The sequence below is a fragment of the Bradyrhizobium sp. 2TAF36 genome (genome assembly GCF_052114925.1).
Classification (GTDB): Bacteria; Pseudomonadota; Alphaproteobacteria; order Rhizobiales; family Xanthobacteraceae; genus Bradyrhizobium; species Bradyrhizobium barranii.
In genome coordinates this window covers 135,723-157,601 of sequence record NZ_JBFRFR010000001.1, presented here as the reverse complement: position 1 = coordinate 157,601, position 21,879 = coordinate 135,723, and the positions used below count along the sequence as shown (strand labels likewise).

The 21,879-nt window shown below is 64.9% G+C and carries 23 protein-coding genes, 1 tRNA gene and 1 pseudogene; 12 read left to right on the top strand and 13 right to left on the bottom strand.

All coding sequences use genetic code 11. The annotated features are described in order from the left end of the window. Positions 1-2: 2 nt before the first annotated feature. The gene (locus tag AB4Z51_RS00755) at positions 3-680 is read right to left on the bottom strand and encodes an alpha/beta hydrolase family protein (RefSeq protein WP_441496824.1); all 678 of its coding nucleotides are present in this window, start codon (positions 678-680) and stop codon (positions 3-5) included. 127 nt (positions 681-807) lie between these two features. On the opposite strand from AB4Z51_RS00755, the gene AB4Z51_RS00750 reads away from it, so the two are divergent. Further along, the gene (locus tag AB4Z51_RS00750; protein WP_441496878.1) at positions 808-1,953 is read left to right on the top strand and encodes an acyl-CoA dehydrogenase family protein; all 1,146 of its coding nucleotides are present in this window, start codon (positions 808-810) and stop codon (positions 1,951-1,953) included. Between the two features lie 6 nt (positions 1,954-1,959). On the opposite strand, the gene AB4Z51_RS00745 is transcribed toward AB4Z51_RS00750, so the two are convergent. Continuing rightward, complete coding sequence (locus AB4Z51_RS00745; protein ID WP_441496823.1) at positions 1,960-2,940, bottom strand: helix-turn-helix domain-containing protein; 981 nt, start codon at positions 2,938-2,940, stop codon at positions 1,960-1,962. 158 nt (positions 2,941-3,098) lie between these two features. Here AB4Z51_RS00745 and AB4Z51_RS00740 point away from each other — a divergent pair, with 158 nt between their 5' ends. Continuing rightward, positions 3,099-3,824 (top strand): alpha/beta fold hydrolase, encoded by a 726-nt coding sequence (locus AB4Z51_RS00740; protein WP_135215897.1) that lies wholly within the window; start codon positions 3,099-3,101, stop codon positions 3,822-3,824. A gap of 198 nt (positions 3,825-4,022) precedes the next feature. Continuing rightward, the gene (locus AB4Z51_RS00735) at positions 4,023-5,633 is read left to right on the top strand and encodes an ABC transporter substrate-binding protein (RefSeq protein ID WP_441496822.1); all 1,611 of its coding nucleotides are present in this window, start codon (positions 4,023-4,025) and stop codon (positions 5,631-5,633) included. Positions 5,634-5,669: 36 nt separating this feature from the next. On the opposite strand, the gene AB4Z51_RS00730 is transcribed toward AB4Z51_RS00735, so the two are convergent. After that, entirely contained in the window at positions 5,670-6,809 is a 1,140-nt protein-coding gene (locus tag AB4Z51_RS00730; RefSeq protein WP_441496821.1) for an amidohydrolase/deacetylase family metallohydrolase, read from the bottom strand. Positions 6,810-7,097: 288 nt separating this feature from the next. Between AB4Z51_RS00730 and AB4Z51_RS00725 the strand changes: the two genes are divergently transcribed. Further along, positions 7,098-7,577, top strand: coding sequence for a BA14K family protein (locus tag AB4Z51_RS00725; RefSeq protein WP_441496820.1), 480 nt, complete (start codon positions 7,098-7,100; stop codon positions 7,575-7,577). Positions 7,578-7,756: 179 nt separating this feature from the next. Here the strand turns inward: AB4Z51_RS00725 and AB4Z51_RS00720 are convergent, their stop codons facing one another. Continuing rightward, complete coding sequence (locus AB4Z51_RS00720; protein ID WP_441496819.1) at positions 7,757-8,479, bottom strand: DUF2569 family protein; 723 nt, start codon at positions 8,477-8,479, stop codon at positions 7,757-7,759. A gap of 108 nt (positions 8,480-8,587) precedes the next feature. Then, positions 8,588-8,664, bottom strand: a tRNA-Arg gene (locus tag AB4Z51_RS00715). Positions 8,665-8,806: 142 nt separating this feature from the next. On the opposite strand from AB4Z51_RS00715, the gene AB4Z51_RS00710 reads away from it, so the two are divergent. Together AB4Z51_RS00710 and AB4Z51_RS00705 are read left to right on the top strand one after the other, a co-directional pair. Beyond that, on the top strand, positions 8,807-9,160 hold the full coding sequence (locus AB4Z51_RS00710) for a VOC family protein (protein ID WP_441496818.1): 354 nt from the start codon (positions 8,807-8,809) through the stop codon (positions 9,158-9,160). Positions 9,161-9,283: 123 nt separating this feature from the next. Continuing rightward, positions 9,284-9,577, top strand: a complete 294-nt coding sequence (locus tag AB4Z51_RS00705; RefSeq protein ID WP_085399163.1) for a GYD domain-containing protein — start codon at positions 9,284-9,286, stop codon at positions 9,575-9,577. Between the two features lie 57 nt (positions 9,578-9,634). Here AB4Z51_RS00705 and AB4Z51_RS00700 read toward each other — a convergent pair whose 3' ends face one another. From AB4Z51_RS00700 to AB4Z51_RS00680, 5 genes and pseudogenes are all read right to left on the bottom strand, one after another. Then, the gene (locus AB4Z51_RS00700) at positions 9,635-10,591 is read right to left on the bottom strand and encodes a tripartite tricarboxylate transporter substrate-binding protein (RefSeq protein WP_441496817.1); all 957 of its coding nucleotides are present in this window, start codon (positions 10,589-10,591) and stop codon (positions 9,635-9,637) included. Positions 10,592-10,637: 46 nt separating this feature from the next. After that, positions 10,638-11,009 carry a dimethylsulfonioproprionate lyase family protein gene (locus tag AB4Z51_RS00695; RefSeq protein WP_035708285.1) on the bottom strand — a complete coding sequence of 124 codons (372 nt, stop codon included), beginning with the start codon at positions 11,007-11,009 and terminating at the stop codon, positions 10,638-10,640. Between the two features lie 27 nt (positions 11,010-11,036). Beyond that, entirely contained in the window at positions 11,037-11,675 is a 639-nt protein-coding gene (locus AB4Z51_RS00690) for an RraA family protein (protein WP_441496816.1), read from the bottom strand. Positions 11,676-11,698: 23 nt separating this feature from the next. After that, positions 11,699-13,217 (bottom strand): annotated as a pseudogene (locus tag AB4Z51_RS00685) (AMP-binding protein). A gap of 110 nt (positions 13,218-13,327) precedes the next feature. After that, a complete protein-coding gene (locus AB4Z51_RS00680) occupies positions 13,328-14,356 on the bottom strand; it encodes an alpha/beta hydrolase (protein ID WP_441496815.1) in 1,029 nt (342 codons plus the stop codon). Between the two features lie 208 nt (positions 14,357-14,564). Here AB4Z51_RS00680 and AB4Z51_RS00675 point away from each other — a divergent pair, with 208 nt between their 5' ends. Beyond that, positions 14,565-15,200, top strand: coding sequence for a hypothetical protein (locus AB4Z51_RS00675; RefSeq protein WP_441496814.1), 636 nt, complete (start codon positions 14,565-14,567; stop codon positions 15,198-15,200). Positions 15,201-15,276: 76 nt separating this feature from the next. On the opposite strand, the gene AB4Z51_RS00670 is transcribed toward AB4Z51_RS00675, so the two are convergent. Continuing rightward, positions 15,277-15,489: a hypothetical protein gene (locus AB4Z51_RS00670; protein WP_441496813.1), complete on the bottom strand. Its 213-nt coding sequence runs from the start codon at positions 15,487-15,489 to the stop codon at positions 15,277-15,279. A 29-nt stretch (positions 15,490-15,518) separates the two neighbouring features. Continuing rightward, positions 15,519-16,526: a 2-dehydropantoate 2-reductase gene (locus tag AB4Z51_RS00665; RefSeq protein WP_441496812.1), complete on the bottom strand. Its 1,008-nt coding sequence runs from the start codon at positions 16,524-16,526 to the stop codon at positions 15,519-15,521. A gap of 167 nt (positions 16,527-16,693) precedes the next feature. On the opposite strand from AB4Z51_RS00665, the gene AB4Z51_RS00660 reads away from it, so the two are divergent. Then, the gene (locus AB4Z51_RS00660; RefSeq protein WP_441496811.1) at positions 16,694-17,296 is read left to right on the top strand and encodes a YidB family protein; all 603 of its coding nucleotides are present in this window, start codon (positions 16,694-16,696) and stop codon (positions 17,294-17,296) included. 42 nt (positions 17,297-17,338) lie between these two features. Continuing rightward, positions 17,339-17,611, top strand: a complete 273-nt coding sequence (locus tag AB4Z51_RS00655; protein WP_080586664.1) for a GlsB/YeaQ/YmgE family stress response membrane protein — start codon at positions 17,339-17,341, stop codon at positions 17,609-17,611. A 127-nt stretch (positions 17,612-17,738) separates the two neighbouring features. On the opposite strand, the gene AB4Z51_RS00650 is transcribed toward AB4Z51_RS00655, so the two are convergent. After that, complete coding sequence (locus tag AB4Z51_RS00650; protein ID WP_038934418.1) at positions 17,739-18,524, bottom strand: SDR family NAD(P)-dependent oxidoreductase; 786 nt, start codon at positions 18,522-18,524, stop codon at positions 17,739-17,741. 260 nt (positions 18,525-18,784) lie between these two features. On the opposite strand from AB4Z51_RS00650, the gene AB4Z51_RS00645 reads away from it, so the two are divergent. The 3 genes from AB4Z51_RS00645 to AB4Z51_RS00635 are packed head-to-tail and all read left to right on the top strand — an operon-like array spanning position 18,785 to position 21,879. Continuing rightward, positions 18,785-19,846, top strand: a complete 1,062-nt coding sequence (locus tag AB4Z51_RS00645) for an acyl-CoA dehydrogenase family protein (protein WP_441496810.1) — start codon at positions 18,785-18,787, stop codon at positions 19,844-19,846. 18 nt (positions 19,847-19,864) lie between these two features. After that, positions 19,865-21,025 (top strand): acyl-CoA dehydrogenase family protein, encoded by a 1,161-nt coding sequence (locus tag AB4Z51_RS00640; protein WP_008133127.1) that lies wholly within the window; start codon positions 19,865-19,867, stop codon positions 21,023-21,025. 41 nt (positions 21,026-21,066) lie between these two features. Further along, a complete protein-coding gene (locus AB4Z51_RS00635) occupies positions 21,067-21,879 on the top strand; it encodes an enoyl-CoA hydratase/isomerase family protein (RefSeq protein ID WP_063980654.1) in 813 nt (270 codons plus the stop codon).

The following is a 21,879-nucleotide window of genomic DNA, read 5'->3' as shown; positions in this document are numbered from 1 at the left end:
CCTTAAGCGAGCCCGTCGATCCAGGCCGCCAGCGTATCGAGCACCTCTGTGAGGGCCTCTTCATTGGTCCGGCCGGACTTCTTCAGCACCGCAAAGGAATGATCGCCGCCGGCGACCTCGTGCAGCGTCGCCTTCGGGCCGAGCTGCGCAATCACGGGCTTGAGGAGGTCGAGATCGGCAAGCCCGTCGCGCGTGCCTTGCAGGAACAGCATCGGGATCTCGACATGGGCCAGGTGCTCGGCGCGCTCCGTCGACGGCTTCTTGTCGGCGTGCAGGGGAAAGCCGAGGAAGGCGAGCCCTTTGACGTCAGGCAGCGGCGCCTTGGACTGCGCCTGCGAGGTCATGCGCCCGCCGAAGGATTTTCCGCCGGCGACAAGCTTCATTCCGGAGCAAAGCCGCGCCGCCTCCTCGACCGCCGCGCGGATGGCGGCGTGCGCCACCGCTGGCTGGTCGGGACGCCCCTGCTTGTTTTCCATGTAGGGAAAATTGAAGCGGAACGTCGCGATGCCGCGATCCGCGAGGCCCTCCGCAATCTTGTCCATGGATGCATGCCGCATGCCCGCGCCCGCGCCGTGCGCCAGGACGTAGCAGGCGCGCGCATTGTCCGGCTGCGTCAGGATCGCCGAGACCGTGCCGATGCGCTCGATGTCGAGCTTGAGCTCTTTGGTTTTGGTCGCCACAATCAGCCATCCCGACGGACGCGTTTTCCGGCCGCCTTGGTAGCGTCACCGGCGCAGCCTGAAAACACAATAATTGCCGCCGCCGACCAGCCTACCAAGCCGGAAAGCCGCATTGACCGAGGTGACCATGTCCTACCGCTCCTCCTGGATGACCGAAGAGCTCGAAATCTTCCGCGACCAGTTCCGGAAATATCTGGCCAAGGATCTGGCGCCGCATGCCGAGAAATGGCGCGAGCAGAAGATGGTCGACCGCTTCGCCTGGCGCGGGCTCGGCGAGATGGGCGCGCTGCTGGCCAGCGTGCCGGAGGAATATGGCGGCCTCGGCCCCACCTTCGCCTATGACGCCGCCGTGCTGGACGATCTCGAAAGCACGGTGCCGGAGCTCACCACCGGCGTTTCCGTGCACAGCGCCATCGTCGCGCACTACATCCTCAATTACGGCTCGGAGGAGCAGAGGAAGCGCTGGCTGCCGAAGATGGCTTCCGGCGAGATGGTCGGTTCCATCGCCATGACCGAGCCCGGCACCGGCTCGGACCTGCAGGCCGTCAAGACCACCGCGAAGAAGCAGGGCAATTCCTACGTCATCAACGGCCAGAAGACTTTCATCACCAACGGCCAGGCTGCCGATCTCGTCGTCGTGGTCGCGCGCACCGGCGATGTGGGTGCCAAGGGCATTTCGCTGATCGTGGTCGAGACATCAGGCGCGGACGGCTACAAGCGCGGGCGCAACCTCGACAAGATCGGCCTGCACGCCTCCGACACGTCAGAACTGTTCTTCGACAACGTCACGGTGCCGCCGGAAAACCTGCTCGGCAAGGAGGAAGGCCAGGGTTTTGTCCAGCTGATGCAGCAATTGCCGCAGGAGCGCCTCGCGCTTGCGGTCGGCGCGGTCGCCTCGATGGAGCGCGCGGTCAGGCTCACCACCGAATACACCAAGGAGCGGAAGGCGTTCGGCAAGCCGCTGATGGATTTCCAGAACACCGCCTTCACGCTCGCCGAGCGCAAGACCGAAGCGATGATCGCGCGCGTCTTCGTCGACTGGTGCATCGAGCGCCTCGTCGCCGGGGATCTCGACACCGTCACGGCGTCGATGGCGAAATACTGGTGCTCGGACAAGCAGGTCCAGACCGCCGACGAATGCCTCCAGCTGTTCGGCGGCTACGGCTACATGCAGGAATACCCGATCTCCCGCATCTTCATCGATTCCCGCATCCAGAAGATCTATGGCGGCACCAACGAGATCATGAAGCTGCTGATCGCGAGGTCGCTGTAGCTCTGTTCATCGCGCACGCCAATCGCGTGGGCGGCAGCCGAAGCGCTGCTTGAAGCGCCGCGCGAAGTGGGAGAGATCGGAGAAGCCCCAGTCGAAGGCGATGGTGCCGATCGCGCGGCCGCCCGATGCCGGATCCTTCAGGTCGGCCGCCGCGCCCACGAGGCGGCGATCGATCACGTAGTCCGAAAATGTCGTGCCGGAGCGTTCGAACAGCTTGTGGACATAGCGCTCGCTGATGCCGACGGAGCCGGCGACCGCTGCGACCGTCAGTCCCGGCTCGCGCAGCCGCTCGTGAATGGCGCGGCGCAGCGCCAGCACGGTCGCGTCTGCAAAGCTTGCGGCTTCCGCCGTCTGCGCCCGCGAGCGGCGCGACAGGCTGAGCGCAACGAGATCGAGCAGCACGTCGAACAGCCGAATGCTGTCCTCTTCCGCCATCCGCAATGCGCCGGCGTTGAGGGAGCGCGCGGTCTCGACGATGAGGTGACCGACATGGGGATCGTCGGAGACGCGCTCGGCCCTGAAATCGAACGACGGCGGCAGCCGGTCGCGCAGGGCGCGCGACGGCACCCAGAACGAAGCGACCTCCAGCATCGGACCGCGATCGTGCAGCAACGTCACCACGCGGTCGCTGTCGACGATGCCGACCTGGCCGCGCGACAAGCTGACCTCGCTGTCGCCCTGGAGCATGCGGCAGCGCCCGGCGAGCTTGAAATTGAGATAGAAGCAGCTCTCGGTCGATGCTGCGATATCGGCGCGCGAGCGATTGACGGTATGCTCGGGAAACATCACCCGGTTGATTGCGCCGGCGCCGAGCCCGATCGTCTCCACCTTGGCAGGGAAGCGTGACGTCGTCGCCGACTCCGGCGTCAGGTTCATGAATGCCTGGCAGATCGCCTCGCGGTAATAGGAAAACTGCTCGTCCGGCGGGGTCACTGCGGTGTTCCAGATGACGTGCCGCGGCCGGCTTACGGGATTGACCTGCTCCATCAGTTCGCTCCGAGACCAATCCGGTTCAGCGCCAGCCAAGCGGAAAATGGCCGGCCGGTTCACACTTCGCACAACAAGAATTGTCCGCCGCGCCTCGCGAGCGCCGCAAAGGACCCACGTCATGCCGATCTAACCACACCCTCGGGAGCAGCTACAACATGTCGACCTACGTTCTCGTCCATGGCGCCTGGCACACCGGTGCCGAGTTCGAACCCGTCGCGGCCCCGATCCGCGCCGCCGGCCACAAGGTCTATACGCCGACAATCAAGGGCAATCGCCCCGGCGATGCCAAGACGACCGGGCTGAAGGACGCGATCCAGTCGATTGCCGACTATCTCGCCGAAAACAATCTGAAGGACATCGTCCTGCTCGGCCATTCCTATGGCGGCATGATCATCACCGGCGTCGCCGACCTCGCGCCCGAGCGCATTCGCCGCCTGGTGTATTGGAATGCCTTCGTGCCCAACAACGGCGAATGCCTCAACGACATGGTGCCGCCGCACTTTATCGGGCTGTTCGATGCCATCGCGGCCGAACGCGGCGACAGCTCTGTGGTGTTGCCCTTCCCGATCTGGCGCGAAGCCTTCATCAACGATGCCGATCTCGAGACCGCGCAGCGCGCCTATGACGTGCTCAACCCGCATCCGTTCGCGACTTTCACCGACAAGATCGCGCTCAAGACCAATCCGGCGGAGATGCCGCTGGCAAAGTCCTATATCAACTGCACCGAGGACGTCGCGATGCCGCACAGCCATCCCTGGCATCCGCGGCTCTCGGAGAAGCTCGGCCTGTTCCGTCTGGTGCAGGTGCCGGGAAGCCACGAGCTCTGCTTCTCCGATCCGGCGCGGCTGGCCAAGGCGATCATGGAGGCGGGGCGCGACTGAGCAGCGTCCGTCAAGAGCGCGACGACTTTCGACGATTGCTCCTACCGCCGGCTTCGGCGGCACAGCCCTTGCTTGTCCGCTGACGAATCCAGATCGGTAGAAGCAACCCCTGCTTGTCACGTGTGGCTCCCCGCCATACGCTGCCCGTGTTCGGCAACCGCCATCTGGTTTCGTTTTGCGTCAAGTCAGGAGAAGCGAATGGTTCACGTCTCGCGACGGAAACTGCTTCAGCTTGCGGCTGTTGCGCCATCGGCACTTCCTCTGGCCTGGACCTCGGTTGTATCTGCCGCGACCGGAAAGAAGACCCTGAGCGCGGTGATGCAATCGGACCTTCGCGTCACCGACCCTGGCTTCACGACAGCCATCATCACCCGCGACCATGGCTACATGGTCTACGATACGTTGCTTGGCATCGATTCCAGCTTCAAGGTGCAGCCGCAGATGGCCGACTGGACGGTGTCCGCGGACAAGCTGACCTACACCTTCACCTTGCGCGACGGCCTGAAGTGGCATGACGGTGCACCGGTGACGGCCGAGGATTGCGTCGCCTCGCTGAAGCGCTGGGGTACGAGCGTCGACGGCATGGCGCGCAAGCTGATGGACTTCACGGCCGGTATCGAAGCCGCGGACACCAAAACAATCGTCTTCAAGCTGAAGGAGCCCTATGGCCTGGTGCTGGAGACGATCGCCAAGCCATCGTCGGTCTGCGCCTTCATGATGCCCAAGCGGCTTGCGGAGACCCCGATCACCAAGCAGATTCCCGAGCAGATCGGCTCCGGCCCGTTCAAATTCGTCGCGGCCGAATTCCAGCCCGGCGTAAAGGCCGTCTACGAAAAGAACACCGCCTATGTGCCGCGCAAGGAGCCGGCCGAATGGACCTCGGGCGGCAAGGTGGCCAAGGTCGACCGGGTCGAGTGGATCACGATGCCGGACGCGCAGACCGCGCTCAACGCGCTGCAGTCAGGCGATGTCGATTTCGTCGAGACGCCGCCGTTCGACATGCTGCCCGCGCTCGAGTCCAATCCGGACATCAACGTATCCATCCTGAACAAGTTCGGCTTCCAGTCGTTCGGCCGGATGAATTTTCTGCATCCGCCATTCGACAATGTGAAGATCCGCCGCGCCGCGATGCTGGCGATCAACCAGAAGGACGTGCTCGACGCGCAAATTGGCAATCCCAAATACTACAAGCTGTGCGGCGCGTTCTTCATCTGCGACACGCCGCTCGCCAGCGACGCCGGCGGCGAGACCCTGATCAAGGGCAACGGCATGGCGGACGCCAGGAAGGCGTTGGCCGAGGCCGGTTATGACGGCACGCCCGTGGTGATCCTGGCGCCGACCGATCAGATCCTGCTGAAGGCGCAGCCGGTCGTGGTCGCACAGCTGTTGCGCGACGCCGGCTTCAAGGTCGATCTGCAGGCGATGGACTGGCAGACCGTGGTCACCCGCCGGGCAATCCAGAAGCCGCCGAAGGAAGGTGGCTGGAACATGTTCTTTACCTACCAGGGCGCCGCCGACTCCTTGAACCCGCTGGTCAACGTCCCGATGGTCGGCAAGGGCACGAGTGGCGGCTGGTACGGCTGGTCCGAGGACCCCAAGCTCGAGGAGTTGCGCGATTCCTTTGCCCGCGCGACCTCGCCCGAGGAGCGCAAGAAGATCGCGCTTGAGGTGCAGAAGGAAGCCTACGACCAGGTGATCTACGTCCCGCTCGGCCAGTTCCAGGCGCCGAGCGCCTGGCGCAAATCGCTCACCGGCGTGATCGACGGCCCGGCGACGCCGATGTTCTGGAATGTGGACAAGAACGAGTAGCTTCCTCTCCCCGTTCTCACGGGAAGAGGCAAAGCCCTAATTCGGATGCCACCAGCGGCCGCCGATCACGACGCCTTCGGAGACGATCTTGCGATCCCCGATCAGGTGCTCGCCGACGACGTCCTCATAGTCGAACTGGCCCTGCCTGACCGTAACAAGCGTGGCGTCGCCGACGCTGCCCGGCTTGAGGCTGCCGAGTTCGGGCCGGCGCAGTGCCATCGCGGCATTCTCCGTCGAGGCCGCGATCACGTCCGACAGCTCCATGCCCATGCACAGGAATTTTGACATGGTCGTGACCTGGTCGAAGGCCGGGCCGTCGATGCAGAGCTGATGGATGTCGGAAGAGATGGTGTCGGGATAGAAGCCGTTGGCGAGCATCGCGCGCGCGGTCTTGAAGGCGAACGAGCCCTTGCCGTGGCCGATATCGAACAGCACGCCGCGCTCGCGCGCGTCCAGCACCGCCTTCTTCACCGTGCCTTGCGCGGTCGCCGGCGTATTGGGGAAGGGACGGAACGCATGGGTCAGCACGTCGCCCGGACGCAGGCGGCCCAGCACTTCCTCGTAGCTCGGCGGCGGATGGTCGATATGCGCCATCAGGGGCATGCCGACCTCGTTCGCGACCTCGAGCGCGATGTCGAGCGGCACGATCCCCGACGTGCCCGAGGAGTGCAGCCCCACGCGCACCTTGATGCCGACGATGAGGTCGCGGTTGGCATCGGCCACCTTGGCCGCCTCGATCGGATTCATCAGCCGCAACTCCTCGCTCTCCCCGACCATGATCCGGTGCGAGAAGCCGAAGATGCCGGCATGCGAGACGTGCAGATAGGCGAGGATGCGGACCTGGCTCGGCTCGATCACGTGCTTGCGGAAGCCCGCGAAATTGCCCGGACCGGCGCTACCGGTGTCGACCGCCGTGGTGACGCCGGAGAGGCGGCAGAATTCCTCGGCATCGATGCCGAGCGAGGTGCCGCCCCAATAGACATGGGTGTGCAGATCGATCAGCCCCGGCGTCACGATGTAACGCGAGACGTCGCGCACATCGGTGCCCGGATCGGCCTTGAGCCCGGTGCCRATGGCGGCGACCTTGCCGCCCGCAAAGGCGACATCGGTCACCGCATCGAGCTTCTGGGACGGGTCGACCACACGGCCGCCGCGCAGGATCAAATCGAAAGGCATTGTTATCTCCGGATAGGGCAGCGAGGCGTGGCCGGCACGTCGGCAAGGCCAGGAAGAAAGTCTTTCGCTTCTAGCAATTTTTGCGCCGACGAGTATGGCAAACAGCGACGATTGCCCATGACAAAATGGCGATCCCGGGAAGACACGTGCGAAGCTGAAACATCCGCGGCCTATTGAAAAGACGGCGAGAGCGCATCCGGCAAACATGGAGTCATCGGCAGGTCTCGGACCAATGAGTGTCCGGCAAAGGTTGAGACGTGGCCGACATCATGTAGCTGGAGAAAAACGATGGAACGACTGAAATTGCTTGGCGTGATCGCCCTTTGCGCAGCCTTGGCGCCGGGAGCGGCTGCCTCTGCGCGCGGCGGCGGACATGGGGGCGGTGGACATGGGGGCGGTGGCGGACATTTCGGAGGCGGCGGCGGATTTCACGGTGGCGGGCACTTCGGAGGCGGCGGAGGCTTCCACGGCGGAGTTGGTCACTTCCGGGCCGCCGGCGGCTTCCATGGCGGTCAATTCCATCATGCCGGGTTCCGGCATCGCTACCGCCACGCATGGGCTTACGGCGGGGGTCTTGGCCTTGGCGGCGCCTACGCATTGGGCGCCTATTCGGGCTGGCCTTACTATGGCGGCTACGACGACGGCTTCTACGGCGATTACGACGACTCTGCTGATGGCTCGTCCTATTGCGAACAAAAATATCGCTCGTACGACCCGGCTTCGGGAACGTATCTCGGCTACGATGGCAAGCGACACCCCTGCCCATAGCTCGATGGGATGACATCTTCGAGCCGTGCTCGCCGGCACCTTGGGAATCCCTGAGATTGCTGACGACGCACGGCCCGAACAATTCGCAACTGGGCAGCCTGGTCCCTTTTTTATTGGGGACTTGACGGGCAGGAAAACCAGGAGAACAGCCCCTCCGCCACGCGCGTCATAAGGCGGGTCTACTTCGTGAACGTATTCGCGACCCTGCGGGAGCGAAGGACGTACGTTATCCAAATCGTGGCACTGATTGCACCGACAACCGCTTGTCCGACCTGTCGAGGTTCGACGATGAAAAAATCGTTGAACGGGCGATTGAGGGCGGCGGAAAAAAACGATGCGACGCAGAGGAGATCGACGAGCGGCATCAGCACCGCGCAGATCATTTGTACGATGAAGAAGGCTGGAAACCTGTAGGAGTGTCTGAACAGGAGCACCGTTGTCCAGATCGCGAAGCCGATCATGGCCGCGTTTATCAGCATTTCACTCCAGATCACCGTGGGAAAGTAAGTCCAGACTTTGTCGTCGATCGATTGCACATATTGTCCGACGTTGAAGATCAGGCGCAGGATGCCCATCACCTGGCCGAACGCGAGAAGCGCGAGCCAACCGCTGATGCCGGTCATCTCGCGCCGGACATCTTTGAAGGCAGTAGCGTCCTCGGCGAGAACGGCGGGCTCCCGAACAGCGGCCGCCGGTGGCGATGCCGGCTCTTGCGGCGGCGATTGAAGAAGCTGCTGCGCGATCTGGTGCACCTCCTCGACCGGCTTCCAATCCTCGAAGCCGTGCCGCCGGACCATCACACGCCGAGGATCGGCGATACGAGCGAGGAGCGTAAGGAGTTCCGAAATCGAGATCGGGCCGCGCTGCTGCCCGCCGTCCGCGTAGTACCATAAATCCGTCATGCCAACGCCCCCGCACTCGCCGTATTCTACCCGACGTAGGTACACGTCACGATAGAAAAACGATTAGTGGGGTATTGGCACTACACGCCCATGGCGACGCGCGGCAAATGGCGATCCCGGCATGACTCGAACATGCGACCTACGGTTTAGGAAACCGCCGCTCTATCCGGCTGAGCTACGGGACCGCGGAACCCGCTGGTACGGGTTCGATCCCGTCATAGCAGAGCAAAATGCGGTTCGCCAGCCGTCAGGCGGGCCAGACCATCGTCAACCTGAACGGGGCGGCTATACAATCGCTTCCAGGCGCCTCTCGGCGGAGCAGATCACATGATCGAAAGCATCAGCGCCATCACGCTCGGCACGCATGACATGGGGCGCGCCGTGCACTTCTACCGTTCGCTGGGGTTTGAGCTCCTGTATGGCGGCGAAGCCGCTGCATTCACCAGCTTTCGCGCCGGCACCGGCTATCTCAACCTGACGGCGCAGCCGGACGACAAGCGCTGGTCCTGGTGGGGCCGCATCATCTTCTACGTCGCCGATGTCGACGGGACCTACGAGCGCGCACGCGCGGCCGGATGGCAGCCGTCGACCACGCCGCGCGATGCAGAATGGGGTGAGCGCTACTTCCATCTCACCGACGCCGACGGCCATGAGCTCAGTTTCGCGCGGCCGTTGTCCTGACCGAATAAGTCACATCCGCTGACGTTCCCAACGCGCAGTAGCGCTGTCTCAGTCGCCGTGGCAAGCTCGGCGCGGTTGCCTCAAGCGAGAATTGGATCTGGGTTCTAACCAGGGAGGACGACCATGGTAACCTATGTCGTGCTGGCGAACTTCACTGATCAGGGAGTCCGCAACGTCAAGGACTCGCCGAAGCGGGCCGACGCCTTCAAGGAGATGGCCAAAACGTTCGGCGTGACCGTGAAAGAGATTGTCTGGACGCAGGGACGATATGACATTGTAACCGTTCTCGAGGCTCCAGATGAGGCTGCCGCGATGTCGCTCAGCCTTAGTCTCAGCGCACTCGGCAATGTCCGCACCGAAACGCTGCGCGCGTTTTCGGCGGCAGATATGACAAAGATCGTCGGCAAGATGCTCTGACGCTCAAGCCCGTGCGAGCGCACTGGACCCGGGATGGCAATCCCGGGAAGAGGCCTCTTACGCCTTGATATTGTTGTCCTTCACCACCTTGCCCCAATAGGCGACCTGCTTGTCGAAGAAGGTCTTGAAGGCGGCGCCATCCTGGAGCAGCAGCGTCATCTGCTGCGTCTCCTTGAGCTGCGCGGCGGTCGCGGGCTCGCTCAGGATCTCCTTGGACGCCGTCGCCATGGCCGAAACGATGTCGGGCGGCGTGCCCGCGGGCGCGAAGATGCCCCACCAGGCGAGCGTCTCGAAGTCCGGAAAGCCCGCCTCGATCGCAGTCGGCGTATCCGGCAGCGCCGGCAGGCGCTCGCGGCCGAGTTGCAGGATCGGCCGCAGCATGTTGGTGCCGAGCTGGGCCGAGACCAGCGCCGCCGATCCCGCGATCAGATCGACATGGCCGCCGAGCACGTCGTTCATCGCCGGGCCGCCGCCGCGATAGGGCACGTGCATGATCTCGACGCCGGCCTTGGTGCCGAGCACCGTCATGGCGAGATGGCCGAGCGTGCCGATGCCGACGGAGGCATATTTCACCGCGCCGGGTGTCGACTTGCAGGCGGCGACCACGTCGGCAAAGCTCTTGTAGGGACGGCCGGCGCCGGCGGCGATCACGTAGGGCGCGGTGCCCACCAGCAGCACCGGCATCAGCTCGCGCTCGACATCGACCGGCGGCTTGTCGAGGATGGACGGGATCACCGCGTGGGAATCGAAGGTGACCAGGAACGTCGAGCCGTCCGGCGGGCTCTTGGCAACCTGCGCCGCGCCGAGCGCGCCCGCCGCGCCCGACTTGTTCTCGACCACGACGATGCGGTTGAGCTTTGTCTGCAGATTGGCCTGCAACAGCCGCGCCATCGCGTCGGTCGATCCGCCCGGCGGAAACGGCACCACCAGCGTAATCTTGCCGGCCTGCGCCACCGCTGGCGCGATTGCGAGAATAGCGGGCGCTGCCAGCAGCGTGCGTCGTGTGATCGTCATAGTCCCCTCCCCTTTGGTTTTGCGCCTGGCTTTTGCTCTTTGGCGCTTAGGTCGTGCCGAAGCCCGACCCCGCTTTCTTGTATTCTGGCCGTGGTGGACTGAAAATGTCCAGCACGCGGGCCCCATCGGGGCCGGCGCGCATCGTGTGTGGCACATTGCCGGGCGTGCGCCAGAAATCGCCCTTCTTTACCGGAATTTCCTCATCGCCCTGGACGCGGATGGCGGAGCCGTCGAGCAGCACGCCCCATTGCTCCTCGGGGTGATGATGCAGCGTGCCTTGCGCATGCGGGGCCAGCGTCACCACCGACAGCATCGCCTGCTCGCCGGAGAAGATGCGCGTGGTCACACCCGCCGCGAGTTCGCGGAAGAGGCCATCGCTGGCATCGTCGATGTTGTGAAATTCGTCCTTCTGGCTCACGCCGCCCTCCCCTTCATTCTGATCTGATCAGGATTTGCCATAGGAGCCCTGGTAGCGGCCCTCGCGGATCGCCTTCATGGTCTCCTCCTCGCGCACGACCTGGGCGCGGACGGCTTCCAGCAGCGCCGCGGCGCCGGCGGCGGGGAACGACACCACGCCGTCCTCATCGCCGACCACGATGTCGCCGGGCGAGATCACGCTGCCGCCGATCGTCACGGGCAYGTTGATTTCGCCGGGGCCGTTCTTGTAGGGGCCGCGATGGATCACCGCGCGGGCGTAGCAGGGAAAGTCGTCAGCCGCGAAGGCGGCGACATCGCGGATCGCACCGTCGATGACATAGCCCTCGGCTTTGCGCCACTGCGCGATGTTCTTCATGATCTCGCCGACCAGCGCGCGGGTCTCGTCGCCGCCGCCGTCGACCACGATGACGTCGCCGGGACCGACCAGTTCAAGTGCGCGGTGGATGGCGAGATTGTCGCCGGGACGCGTGCGCACGGTGAAGGCCGTCCCCACCAGCTTGCCGCCGCGATGATAGGGCTTCAGCCCCACCGCGCCCGGCAGCCGGGCGAGATTGTCTGAAATGACCGAGGTTGGCGCACCGCGGAAGCCCTCAATGATCTCGGCCGGCGGCTTCGGCACGCTGTTCGCTGCGATGGTGATCGTCATGTCTCAGTCCTTCTGTATTCTTCTTATTCGGCGTGCGCCCGCGCCTTCGCCGGCCGAATCCGGAAAGGCGCGCCCTTCCTTCATCCACGCCGCGCGCTCGTCGCGCAACAGGGTGCGGCGAACTTTTCCGGAATCATCGCGCGGTGGCGCGCTGACGATCTCGAAACTCTCGGGGTGCTTGTAGCGGCTCAGCCTGTCCTTCAAGAAGTCCGCCATGCCGTCGGCGATGGCCTGACCATCCGCGCCAGATTCGGGCTCGACGATGGCATGCACGCGCTGGCCCAATTCGGGATCGGGCAATCCCACGACGACGCAGGAGCGCACGCCAGGGCTCTCAGAGACCGCAGCCTCGACCTCCGCTGGATAGATGTTGGCGCCGCCGCGCAGCACCATGTCGGCGAGACGGTCGCCGAGATAGAGATAGCCTTCGGCGTCCAGCCGGCCGATGTCGCCGAGCGACTCCCAGCCGTCCGCGCGGCGCTTCGGCTCGGCGCCGAGATAATGATAGGTGGCATCCTTGCCGTCATTGTTGAGGAAATAGATCTCGCCGGTCTCGCCGGGCGCGACGTCGTTGCCGTCCTTGCCGACGATGCGCAAGCGCGCCATCTCCCCGATTTTGCCGACCGAGCCCTTGTGCGTCAGCCATTCCGTGCCTGATATGATGCAGGAGCCCTGGCGCTCGGTGCCGCCATAGAGCTCCCAGACGCGCTCAGGGCCGAGCCAGGCGATCCAGTTCTCCTTCAGCCAGGGCGGCATCGGAGCCGCCATGTGGAAGACGGTCTGAAGGCTCGACATGTCGTAAGCGTTGCGCACGCTCTCCGGCAACGCCCAGATCCGGTGCATCATGGTCGGCACGAAATTGACCCATTGCACGCGCTCGCGCGCGATCTGGCGCAGCGTCTCCTCGGCGTCGAACTTGACGAGGCCGGTGAGCTGGCCGCCGGTGAACAGCGCGTAGTGCGACACGATGAACGGCGCATTGTGATAGAGCGGACCGGGATTGAGCAGCGAAACGCCGAAGGGAATGTTGAGCGGCGGCGCGGCGACCGTGTCGGTCACGGCCGGCTGATGATCGAGGATCACCTTTGGCCGGCCGGTCGAGCCGCCGCTGGTCATGGCCTTCCAGTAGCGCGCCACCGGCGGATCGAGCGGCTCGTCCGAAAAACCTTCCGGCACGAAATCCGCCGGCAGGCGGTTCGGCGCGTTCCAGTCGGCCTCGCCGCCGACCACCAGCGCGGGCTTCAGGATGTCGAGCACCGCGGCGGCTTCGCCGCGCGGCAGCCGCCACGACAGCGAGGTCGGCGTCGCTCCGCACTTCCATACCGCAAACGAGGTCTCGAAGAACGCGTTGCCGTTAGGCAAACCGATTGCGACAAAGTCGCCGGGCTTGACGCCCTTGGCCATGAACGCCCGCGCGCGCCGATTGGCGCCGCGTTCGAGCTCGTCCCATGTCAGCGTGTCCTGCCCGTGACGGACGGCGATCGTGCCTTGCGGTTTGCGTTGAGCATACCAGCGAGGCACGTCGGACAGGGGCAGCAGCATCAGGTGTTTCCACTTCGTCTTCTTGGCGTCGTCTCAGGATGAGGCGTCGCGAGACGAAGTGTAACAGCCGGAGCCAACGCTTCAAGGGACCTGCCTTCAAGACGTCCGCATCAGCGTTCGGCCCCGCAGCCCGGAATATCGAACAGCGCCGCGAGGCCGCATTTCGAGGTCAGCATCTTGTCGCCGTCATGGCCGACCCCGGCGACGTCCCAGACCCGGTGATTGGGCGTGCCGCGGTCGCGCTTGGCCATCGCATCCGCATAGGCGTGGCCGCGGGCGTAGCGCGTGGGACCTTGCGCCTCGGCCATGCAGCTCTTGTCCAGCGCGGGATGCTTCGGATTGGTGTCGAGCGTGCCGAGCAGATAGATCACCTCGCGCTCGACATAGCGCTGCTCCAGCGCTATCGGCGTTGCGTTCGCAAGATAGGGCGGACGCCCGTCCATGCCGTATTTCCAATTGTTGTAGCCCGGGCAGGATGCGGCGATCGCCGGCACGGGCCGCGTGTTGCTGAAATAAGCGTAGGAGGAGGGATTGGCGACGACGTAGCGGACATCGATATGCTGGCGCGACAGCGCCGCCTCGCCCTTGCCGGCAATGGCATAGCGTTGCGCGACCTGGCCACCGCCGGAATGGCCGGCGACGACGACCTGCTTCAGATTCGGGAAGATGCGCCGGTCCGAGAGTTTTACGAGGATCGCATCGAGCGCATCGAAGGATGAGACCGGATTCGGCGCCAGCGCGGCGTCGCCGCCCTCCCACCCCTCCAGCGACCAGCGCAGCGTATCCGCGGGCAGCTTGTGCGCGTCGATATCGATCTCCGCCAGAAACTGCGGGACGATCATCAGCGCGCTCTTGCCGTCGTCGCCCGCGGCAACCTGCGCAGTATGGGCCGACATGTAATATTCGTCGGCATTGCGCAGGCGTCCGTGCAGCACGATGATGGCGCGCGAGATCGCCGGCAGCGGCAGCGACCAGTCGCTGGAGAGATAGAGCGGCAGCATTCCCTGGCCGCCGACCGAGAGCCGCGCGTCGGCGATCGCCCTCACCGGCCTGCGGTTGGGCGCCTCCTCGTCCGCTGCGAACGCATGGCTGGAAATGAACGCCAATGTGATTGCGGCGAGACGGGCCAACGCTCTCATGACGGATATTCCCCTTCGAATTCAAACCAATAAAGTCTAAGCCGATCATGTGCCGCGCGGCTGTGACTCCCGCGCCACGTCAAGCAAAAAATGTCAGCATTGCAGTCATGAAATTCCCGAGTTCCACGGGTGACAAGCCGGCGATAAAGGGGCAAAAATCGGACCCGACTCAGTTCGGGTTGAGTTTTGCAAGGAATGCTCTCGTAGAATGTCGGACGTAGTTGCATCGCGTCGTGCGGCGCTAGTCGTTGCCGCAGCAGGATTTCTTCTGCTGACGCCGTTGCACGCCCACGCCCAGTGGTGGAAGCGCGCGCCGGTCGATTTCGAGGAATGCGCCGACGCCGCCGAGAAGGCCGCGAACAAGACCGAGAAGACGGCTGCGCTTGCCGATTGCAACGCCAAGTTCGCCGGCCGCCGCAAGCCAGGCGGCGGCTATTCCTACTACGATTTCCTCCAGGACCGCACCTTCGACATCGCAGGTCCCAATCCGACGCCGGAGGAGCAGAAGAGGATCGACGAATCCTACACTGCCTATCTCGCCAATCAGCGCCGCAGCAATGAAGCCGCCCAAGCTGCCGCGCGTCAGCAGCGCGAGCAGCAGGAACAAGCGCGGCAGCAGCAGGTCGCACTGCGAACCGAGGTCGAGCGCGTGTCCGTCCCGGTCGCGCGCGTGCCTGTCCCGGTCGAGCGGCCGAAGGTGCAGCAGTCCGTCAGCCCGCGACCGAAGGGCGCGCCCTGCACCAAGGGCTCGTTCTCCTGCGAATGGCCGCGGCTGTCGGAAAGCTTGAGCGATCTGAAGAAGCTGTTCACCCCGGCGCCAAGCAAGCCGGCGAAGAAGGGGTAAGCTTCTCGCGCAGCAAACTCCGCTGTCGTCCCGGACAAGCGGAGCGCTGATCCGGGACGACAGCGAGAGTGTGGCGTCAGTTCGGCTGCTTCTTCTTGCTGCGCTTCGGTTTGACCACCGGCGCACGCGTGGGCTCTGTCGTCGGCGAATTGCCCAACTGCGACCTGCTCTCCTGCAACCGCCTGTCATAGCTGGGCGAGCTCACGACCGTTGGTGGCCTTGCGTAGGCCAGCGTCGACGCGGCGCAGAGCGCGGCCAGCGCGAGCCCAATCACCAGATAACGCCGCATCGTTGCTCCTCCCGCCGCCCGGCTCGCCCTCAGGCCACGCCGCGGATCTGCTGCGGCGTCAGCCGCGGCGGACCATTGCCTGCCGCCTCGGCCTGCTTGATCAGCGCAACAATACGGCGCATCAGCGGCACGTCGACGTTGTTCTGCTCGGCGAGCGCGATGACTGCGCCCTGGAGATAGTCGATCTCGGTCTTGCGGCCCTGCTTCAGGTCCTGCCACATCGAGGAGCGCGCCTCGGGATCGATCTTTATCGTGCGCCCCAGGATCGCATTGAAGATCACATCGGGCAGCCTCAGCAGGGTCGGCGTCCACCTCAGCGGGATCGGCGTCGCCGAGACCGGCGTGATGCCGGCGGCCTTCATCGCAGTCACGCCTTCGGCCATCTGGTCGGCGAACAGTTGTCGCCAGTCGCGGTTCGCCAGTTGCGCGGCGAGCGGCATGTCGGACAGCGCGCTGAGCGCATTGTTCAAATTGATGATCAGCTTGCCCCATTGCACGCCGGTGATGTCACGGCTTGCGCGCATGGCGAGGCCGGGCACCGACAGCGCTGCGGCCGTATTCGCCTCATCCGCGCCGACATGGATGTCGCCGGACGTCGAGCGGTGGAAGCGTCCCTCGCCCATCGCGATCACGTTGAACGGCACCATGCCGGCGAGCACGCGCCGGCCGCCGAGCCGCCCGCGCAGAACCGCGACATTGCCGACGCCGTTTTGCAGGGAGACGATGACGGCGTCCTGCGGCGCGTGCCGGGCAATCTGGTCCGCGACATCGGCGGTGTCGGCGCTCTTCACCGTGACCAGCACGATGCCGGCGTTGTGGAAGATCGCGGGATCCTCCGACGACGCGAGCTGGCCCGCGCCGAGCTTCTGCTCGGAGCCGTCGAAATCGGTCAGCCGCAGGCCGAACCGCTCGATCTCGGTTTTGACCCGCGGCCTGACCAGCAGCGCGACGCGGCGCCCTCCGGCCGCCAGCTGGCCTCCGACGAAACAGCCGATGGCGCCCGCGCCGGCCACCACGATCGGTCGATCCGCAACCACCTGACCTTGCTCCCTTGAATGACCTGCCCTCGATAGCAGAGGCAACGCCGGCTGCCCATTGGTTGCGGTGCATTCGCCTTGTAACCGTCATGAGAGCCTCATATGTTTTTGCCCCGGGGGCTGTCACCGGCGAGAACTCGCCGACGAGAACGCCAAAGGAGAGCACCATGGGTCTACTCGACGTCCTCAACGGCATGCAGAACGGCCCCCGCGGCCCGAGCACGCCCAGCTCTGAGCAATCCTCCGGCGGCATGTCGCCAATGACCATGGCGCTGCTCGGCCTGATCGCCTGGAAGGCCTTCAAGCATCTGACGGCTGGCCAGCCCGACGCAGCGCCAGCGCCGCAGCAGCGCTCGCCACTGCCGCCTCCGACGCCTGTCAATACGGGCAGCAGCGCTGTTCCCGGCGGCCCCGGTGGTAGCGGCGGCCTCAGCGATCTGCTCAAGGGCGGCCTCGGCGGCCTGCTCGCGGGCGGCGCCGCCGGCACCGTGCTCAGCGGCGGTCTCGGCGATCTCCTCAACCAGCTCCAGCAGGGCGGCCACGGCGAGACCGCGAGCACCTGGGTCGGCAAGGGCGAGAACAAGGCGATCGCGCCCGGCGATCTCGCCAGCGCCCTCGGCGCCGACCAGATCCAAAGCCTGTCCGCCCAGAGCGGCCTGTCGCGCGACGAGCTGCTCTCCGGCCTCAGCCAGTATCTGCCACAGGTGATCGACCACCTGACGCCGGACGGACGGCTGCCGACCGAGAACGAGCTCTCGGGCAGGCTTTAATCGAACCTTGATCTACGCATTCTCGGGAAGGGGAGCACTGACATGAGCATGGGCGGCCTGTTGTGGATCATCGTCGTCGGCTTCATCGCCGGCCTCATCGCGCGCTGGCTGGCGCCGGGACCGAACAACCCGAGCGGCTTCATCCTCACCACCATCCTCGGCATCGCCGGTGCGTTTCTTGCGACCTTCATCGGACAGGCGATCGGGCACTATAGCCCCGACCAGGGCGCCGGCTTCATCATGGCCACGATCGGCGCGGTGGTGGTGCTGTTCATCTGGCACCGGCTGGTCGCGAGCGGCGTGATCAAAGGGTAGCGGTGCGGGACGTCGGGCACGACGCCGCCCTCGCACTCCGTCATTGCGAGGAGCCCTTGCGACGAAGCAATCCAGACTGTCCGCGCGGACGCTCTCTGGATTGCTTCGCTTCGCTCGCAATGACGAATTAAGTTATCAGATGCATCCCCGCATCCATCCGCACGACCTCGCCGGTCATGTTGCTCGACGCCGGCGTTGCCAGGAAGCAGACGAGCTGCGCGATGTCATTGGCGGATGAAGCGACCTTCAGCGGCACCTTCGCCACCACGCTGTCGCGCACCTGCTTGGCGCCGGCCTCGCCGCGGCCCTTGGTGAACCAGGGCGTGTCGATATAGCCGGGACACACCGTGTTGACGCGGATCAGCGGCGCCAGCGCGCGCGACAGCGACAACGTCATCGTGTTGAGCGCGCCCTTGCTCGCGGCATAGGCGATCGACGAGCCAACGCCGCTGATGCCGGCAACCGAGGACACATTGACCACGGCGGACGGCCGCTCCGAAGCCTTCGCGCCGGCCTCGAGCAGGCTGCGCGCCGCGCGCACCATCTGGAACGGGCCGATCGTGTTGACGCCGTACAAGCGCTGGAAATCTTCAGCCGACAATCCATCGAGATCGGCATGCGCAACATGCTTGGTGATGCCGGCATTGTTGACGAGCACGTCGAGCCGGCCCCAGCCGCTGGCTGCCGCGACGATCTTGCGGCAATCCTCGTCGCGCGAGACGTCGCCCTGCGCGACCAGCACTTCCGCCGCCCCCGCCTTGCGGCAGAGTTCGGCCGTGGCCTCGGCTTCCTTCTGGCTCGAGGAATAGTTGATGACGAGCCGCGCCCCGCTCCGCGCGAGAATTTCCGCGGTCGCTGCACCAAGTCCGGATGCGGACCCCGTCACGATTGCGCACAAGCCGTCTTTTGCCATCCGGATTTCCTTCCCCTTGATTGAATGCAAGCCTTAAGCAGCTGGCCCTGTTTAGCGAGTTTGCCGCGCCCTGCAAATCGAGCAAACTCCGCTAAGCGGAATTAGTCCATAGCAGCTCTTGCGCCCATGCCGGAGCCGCAGATGGGCCTGCGGTCAACGCTTGTCAGGGCCATGGCTTTTTCAGATCATCGGGCGCAAGAAGAGACCGCGCGCCGCACCGACCGGGCGGAACGCGCCAATGGCAAAACACGGGGAACGCTGTGGCGGAGAGTGACAATATCGTCGTCGAGACCGCGGAGAAAATCTTCGCCGATCTCGCCGATCCGCAGACCATCAACAACGACAAGAAGGGTTCGTGGCAGGCGCCGCTGTGGCAGGCGCTGAGCGAAGCCGGCTTGCCTTTGTCCTGGGTGCCTGACGATCTCGGCGGCTCCGGCGCCAGCCTTGCCGACGGTTTTGCGCTGCTGAACGCCGCCGGCCGCTTCGCAGTCGCGGTTCCCCTGGCCGAGACCATGCTCGCAGGCTGGCTGCTTGCGCAGGCGAAAATCGCCTCACCGGAAGGTGAGATGACGGTGCTGCCGGCGAGCCCGAAGGACCGCATCACGCTCGATGCCGACGGCGCGCTCTCCGGCCGCGCCCGCGGCGTGCCCTTTGCCAAGGCGGCGAAGCACTTTGCGGTGCTGGCGCACGGCAAGGATGGTATCTCGATTGCCTTGGTCGATGCGAGCAAGGGCCGGATCGAATCCGGACTCAACGTCGGCTACGACCACAGCGATACCGTGACGCTCGACAAGGTCCAGCCCGTCACCGTCAAGCCCGCGAAGGGCTTCGACCAGACCACGCTCATGCTGATGGGCGGCGTCGCGCGCAGCCTTCAGATCGCGGGCGCGCTGGAAGCGATGCTCGACATCTCCGTGCGCTATTCCAACGAGCGCGTCGCGTTCGAGAAGAAGATCTCGAAGTTTCAGGCCGTGCAGCACAACCTCGCCCGTCTCGCCGGCGAATCCGCCGCGGCGCTTGCGGCCGCGACGTCGGCGGCCGACGCCATCGCGAGCGCAAAGTCATTCGACGACGAGGTCTACCTCGAAGCCGCCTCGGCAAAGATCCGCTGCGCGGAAGCCGCGGAGAAAGGCGGCGCCATCGCGCATCAGGTGCACGGCGCCATCGGCTTCACCAGCGAGCACATCCTGCACCGCTTTTCGCTGCGGGCGCTGGCCTGGCGCGATGATTTCGGTTCGGAGAGCCATTGGGCCGTCGAGCTCGGCAAGCTGGTGGCAAACCGCGGCGCCGACGAATTGTGGCCGCTCGTGGCTTCGCGCTGATCAGGGGACGAGACAACAATGACCGCTGCCCTCCGTTTCGATCCGATCCGCCTGCCCGAGAAGTGCGAGCAATTGCGCAAGGAAGTGCGCGCCTTCCTCGCCGAGGAAATCGCGGCCGGCACCTTCGATCCGCACAAGCCCAACCGCGAAGACACCGACGCGCCGGAATTTTCCCGCCGAGTCGGGGCCAAGGGCTGGCTGGGCATGACCTGGCCGAAGAAATATGGCGGCCAGGAGCGCTCCTTCCTCGAACGCTACGTGGTGACCGAGGAAATGCGCGTCGCCAACGCGCCGACGCGGCGTTTCTTCGTCGCCGACCGCCAGAGCGGGCCGGTGCTGATCAAATACGCGCCCGAGCACATCAAGATGGATATCCTGCCGCGCATCTGCCGCGGCGAGATCTGCTTTGCCATCGGCATGAGCGAGCCGAACTCCGGCTCCGACCTGTTCGCGGCCAAGACGCGCGCGACCAAGACCGACGGCGGCTACCTCATCAACGGCACCAAGATCTGGACCTCGTCGGCGCACATCGCCGACTACATGATCGCGATCTTCCGGACCTCGCAGCCGACCAAGGAAAACCGCCGTCACGGCCTGACGCAGTTTCTGGTCAAGATGAAGCAGCCGGGCATCCAGGTGAACCCGATCGGCCAGATCACCGGTCAGTACGAGTTCAACGAGGTCGTCTTCACCGATTTCTTCGTGCCCGATGATCATGTGCTCGGCGAAGTCGACGGCGCCTGGAAGCAGGCGACGAGCGAGCTCGCCTATGAGCGTTCCGGCCCCGAGCGTTTTCTGGAGACCTATTACGTGCTGACCGAGCTGGTGCGCGCGGTCGGCCCCAATCCGGATACGCGCAGCGCCGAAGGCATCGGCCGTCTCGTGGCGCAGCTCCACACCATGCGGCGCATGTCGGTCTCGGTTGCCGGCATGCTGCAGGCCGGCAAGGAGCCGGTGGTGGAAGCTTCCATCGTCAAGGACATCGGCACGGTCTGGGAGCAGCAGCTTCCGCACCGCGTGCGCGATCTCGCCGCCTTCGTCGAGGAGACCGCGACCAACCGCGAGACGCTGGAGCGGCAACTCGACTTCGCCATCAAGACCGCACCGAAACTCACCATCCAGGGCGGCACCACCGAGGTGCTGCGCGGCATCATCGCGCGCGGACTTGGCCTGCGCTAGTCGCGCGGACTTGGTTTGCGCTAATTCAATCGAGGATCGTCATGAGCACCTATAAAGATATCGGCGTCGAAAAAGTTGGCCACGTCGGCACCATCGAGATCCGCCGCCCGCCGCTGAACTTCTTCGACATCTCGCTGATCAACCAGATCGCGGATGCGCTCGACGAGTTCGATCGCGACATCGAGATCCGCGCATCCGTGCTGTCGGCACAAGGCAAGGCATTCTGCGCCGGCGCCAATTTTGGCGATCCGGCACGCCAGGCGCAGGAAGCGCGCGAGGCCGAGAAGAAGGGCGACCCGGCTGACAACCTCGGCCCGATCAACCATCTCTACATCCAGGCCGTGCGTATCTTCCGCGCCAAGAAGCCGATCGTCGCGGCCGTGCAGGGTGCGGCCATCGGCGGCGGGCTCGGTCTCGCAGTGTCGGCCGACTTCCGCGTCACCTGCCCGGAAGCGCGCTTCTCCGCGAACTTCACGAAGCTCGGTTTCCATCCTGGCTTCGGCCTGACCGTGACGCTGCCCGAGCTGATCGGCAAGAACAACGCCGAGCTGATGTTCTACACCAGCCGCCGCGTCACCGGCGAAGAGGCGGTGAAGTGGGGCCTCGCCAACGAGCTGGTGCCGCAGGACCAGGTGAAGGCCGGCGCGATGAAGCTCGCTGCCGAGATCGCCGAATGYTCCCCGCTCGGCCTCCTATCCACCCGCGCCACGATGCGCGCCAACCTCGCCGACCGCGTGATGGCCGCGACCAATCATGAGCTCGCCGAGCAGACGCGCTTGCGGGCGACGGAAGACTTCAAGGAAGGCGTCAAGGCGACGGAAGAGCGCCGCGCGGCGAATTTTAAGGGAAGGTGA

Excerpts from the sequence above, each read along its gene's own strand:
- AB4Z51_RS00750 (WP_441496878.1), top strand. The coding sequence starts at position 808 with ATGTCCTACCGCTCCTCCTGGATGACCGAAGAGCTCGAAATCTTCCGC.
- AB4Z51_RS00745 (WP_441496823.1), bottom strand. The coding sequence starts at position 2,940 with ATGGAGCAGGTCAATCCCGTAAGCCGGCCGCGGCACGTCATCTGGAAC.
- AB4Z51_RS00740 (WP_135215897.1), top strand. The coding sequence starts at position 3,099 with ATGTCGACCTACGTTCTCGTCCATGGCGCCTGGCACACCGGTGCCGAG.
- AB4Z51_RS00735 (WP_441496822.1), top strand. The coding sequence starts at position 4,023 with ATGGTTCACGTCTCGCGACGGAAACTGCTTCAGCTTGCGGCTGTTGCG.
- AB4Z51_RS00725 (WP_441496820.1), top strand. The coding sequence starts at position 7,098 with ATGGAACGACTGAAATTGCTTGGCGTGATCGCCCTTTGCGCAGCCTTG.
- AB4Z51_RS00720 (WP_441496819.1), bottom strand. The coding sequence starts at position 8,479 with ATGACGGATTTATGGTACTACGCGGACGGCGGGCAGCAGCGCGGCCCG.
- AB4Z51_RS00710 (WP_441496818.1), top strand. The coding sequence starts at position 8,807 with ATGATCGAAAGCATCAGCGCCATCACGCTCGGCACGCATGACATGGGG.
- AB4Z51_RS00705 (WP_085399163.1), top strand. The coding sequence starts at position 9,284 with ATGGTAACCTATGTCGTGCTGGCGAACTTCACTGATCAGGGAGTCCGC.
- AB4Z51_RS00700 (WP_441496817.1), bottom strand. The coding sequence starts at position 10,591 with ATGACGATCACACGACGCACGCTGCTGGCAGCGCCCGCTATTCTCGCA.
- AB4Z51_RS00680 (WP_441496815.1), bottom strand. The coding sequence starts at position 14,356 with ATGAGAGCGTTGGCCCGTCTCGCCGCAATCACATTGGCGTTCATTTCC.
- AB4Z51_RS00675 (WP_441496814.1), top strand. The coding sequence starts at position 14,565 with ATGTCGGACGTAGTTGCATCGCGTCGTGCGGCGCTAGTCGTTGCCGCA.
- AB4Z51_RS00670 (WP_441496813.1), bottom strand. The coding sequence starts at position 15,489 with ATGCGGCGTTATCTGGTGATTGGGCTCGCGCTGGCCGCGCTCTGCGCC.
- AB4Z51_RS00660 (WP_441496811.1), top strand. The coding sequence starts at position 16,694 with ATGGGTCTACTCGACGTCCTCAACGGCATGCAGAACGGCCCCCGCGGC.
- AB4Z51_RS00655 (WP_080586664.1), top strand. The coding sequence starts at position 17,339 with ATGAGCATGGGCGGCCTGTTGTGGATCATCGTCGTCGGCTTCATCGCC.
- AB4Z51_RS00650 (WP_038934418.1), bottom strand. The coding sequence starts at position 18,524 with ATGGCAAAAGACGGCTTGTGCGCAATCGTGACGGGGTCCGCATCCGGA.
- AB4Z51_RS00640 (WP_008133127.1), top strand. The coding sequence starts at position 19,865 with ATGACCGCTGCCCTCCGTTTCGATCCGATCCGCCTGCCCGAGAAGTGC.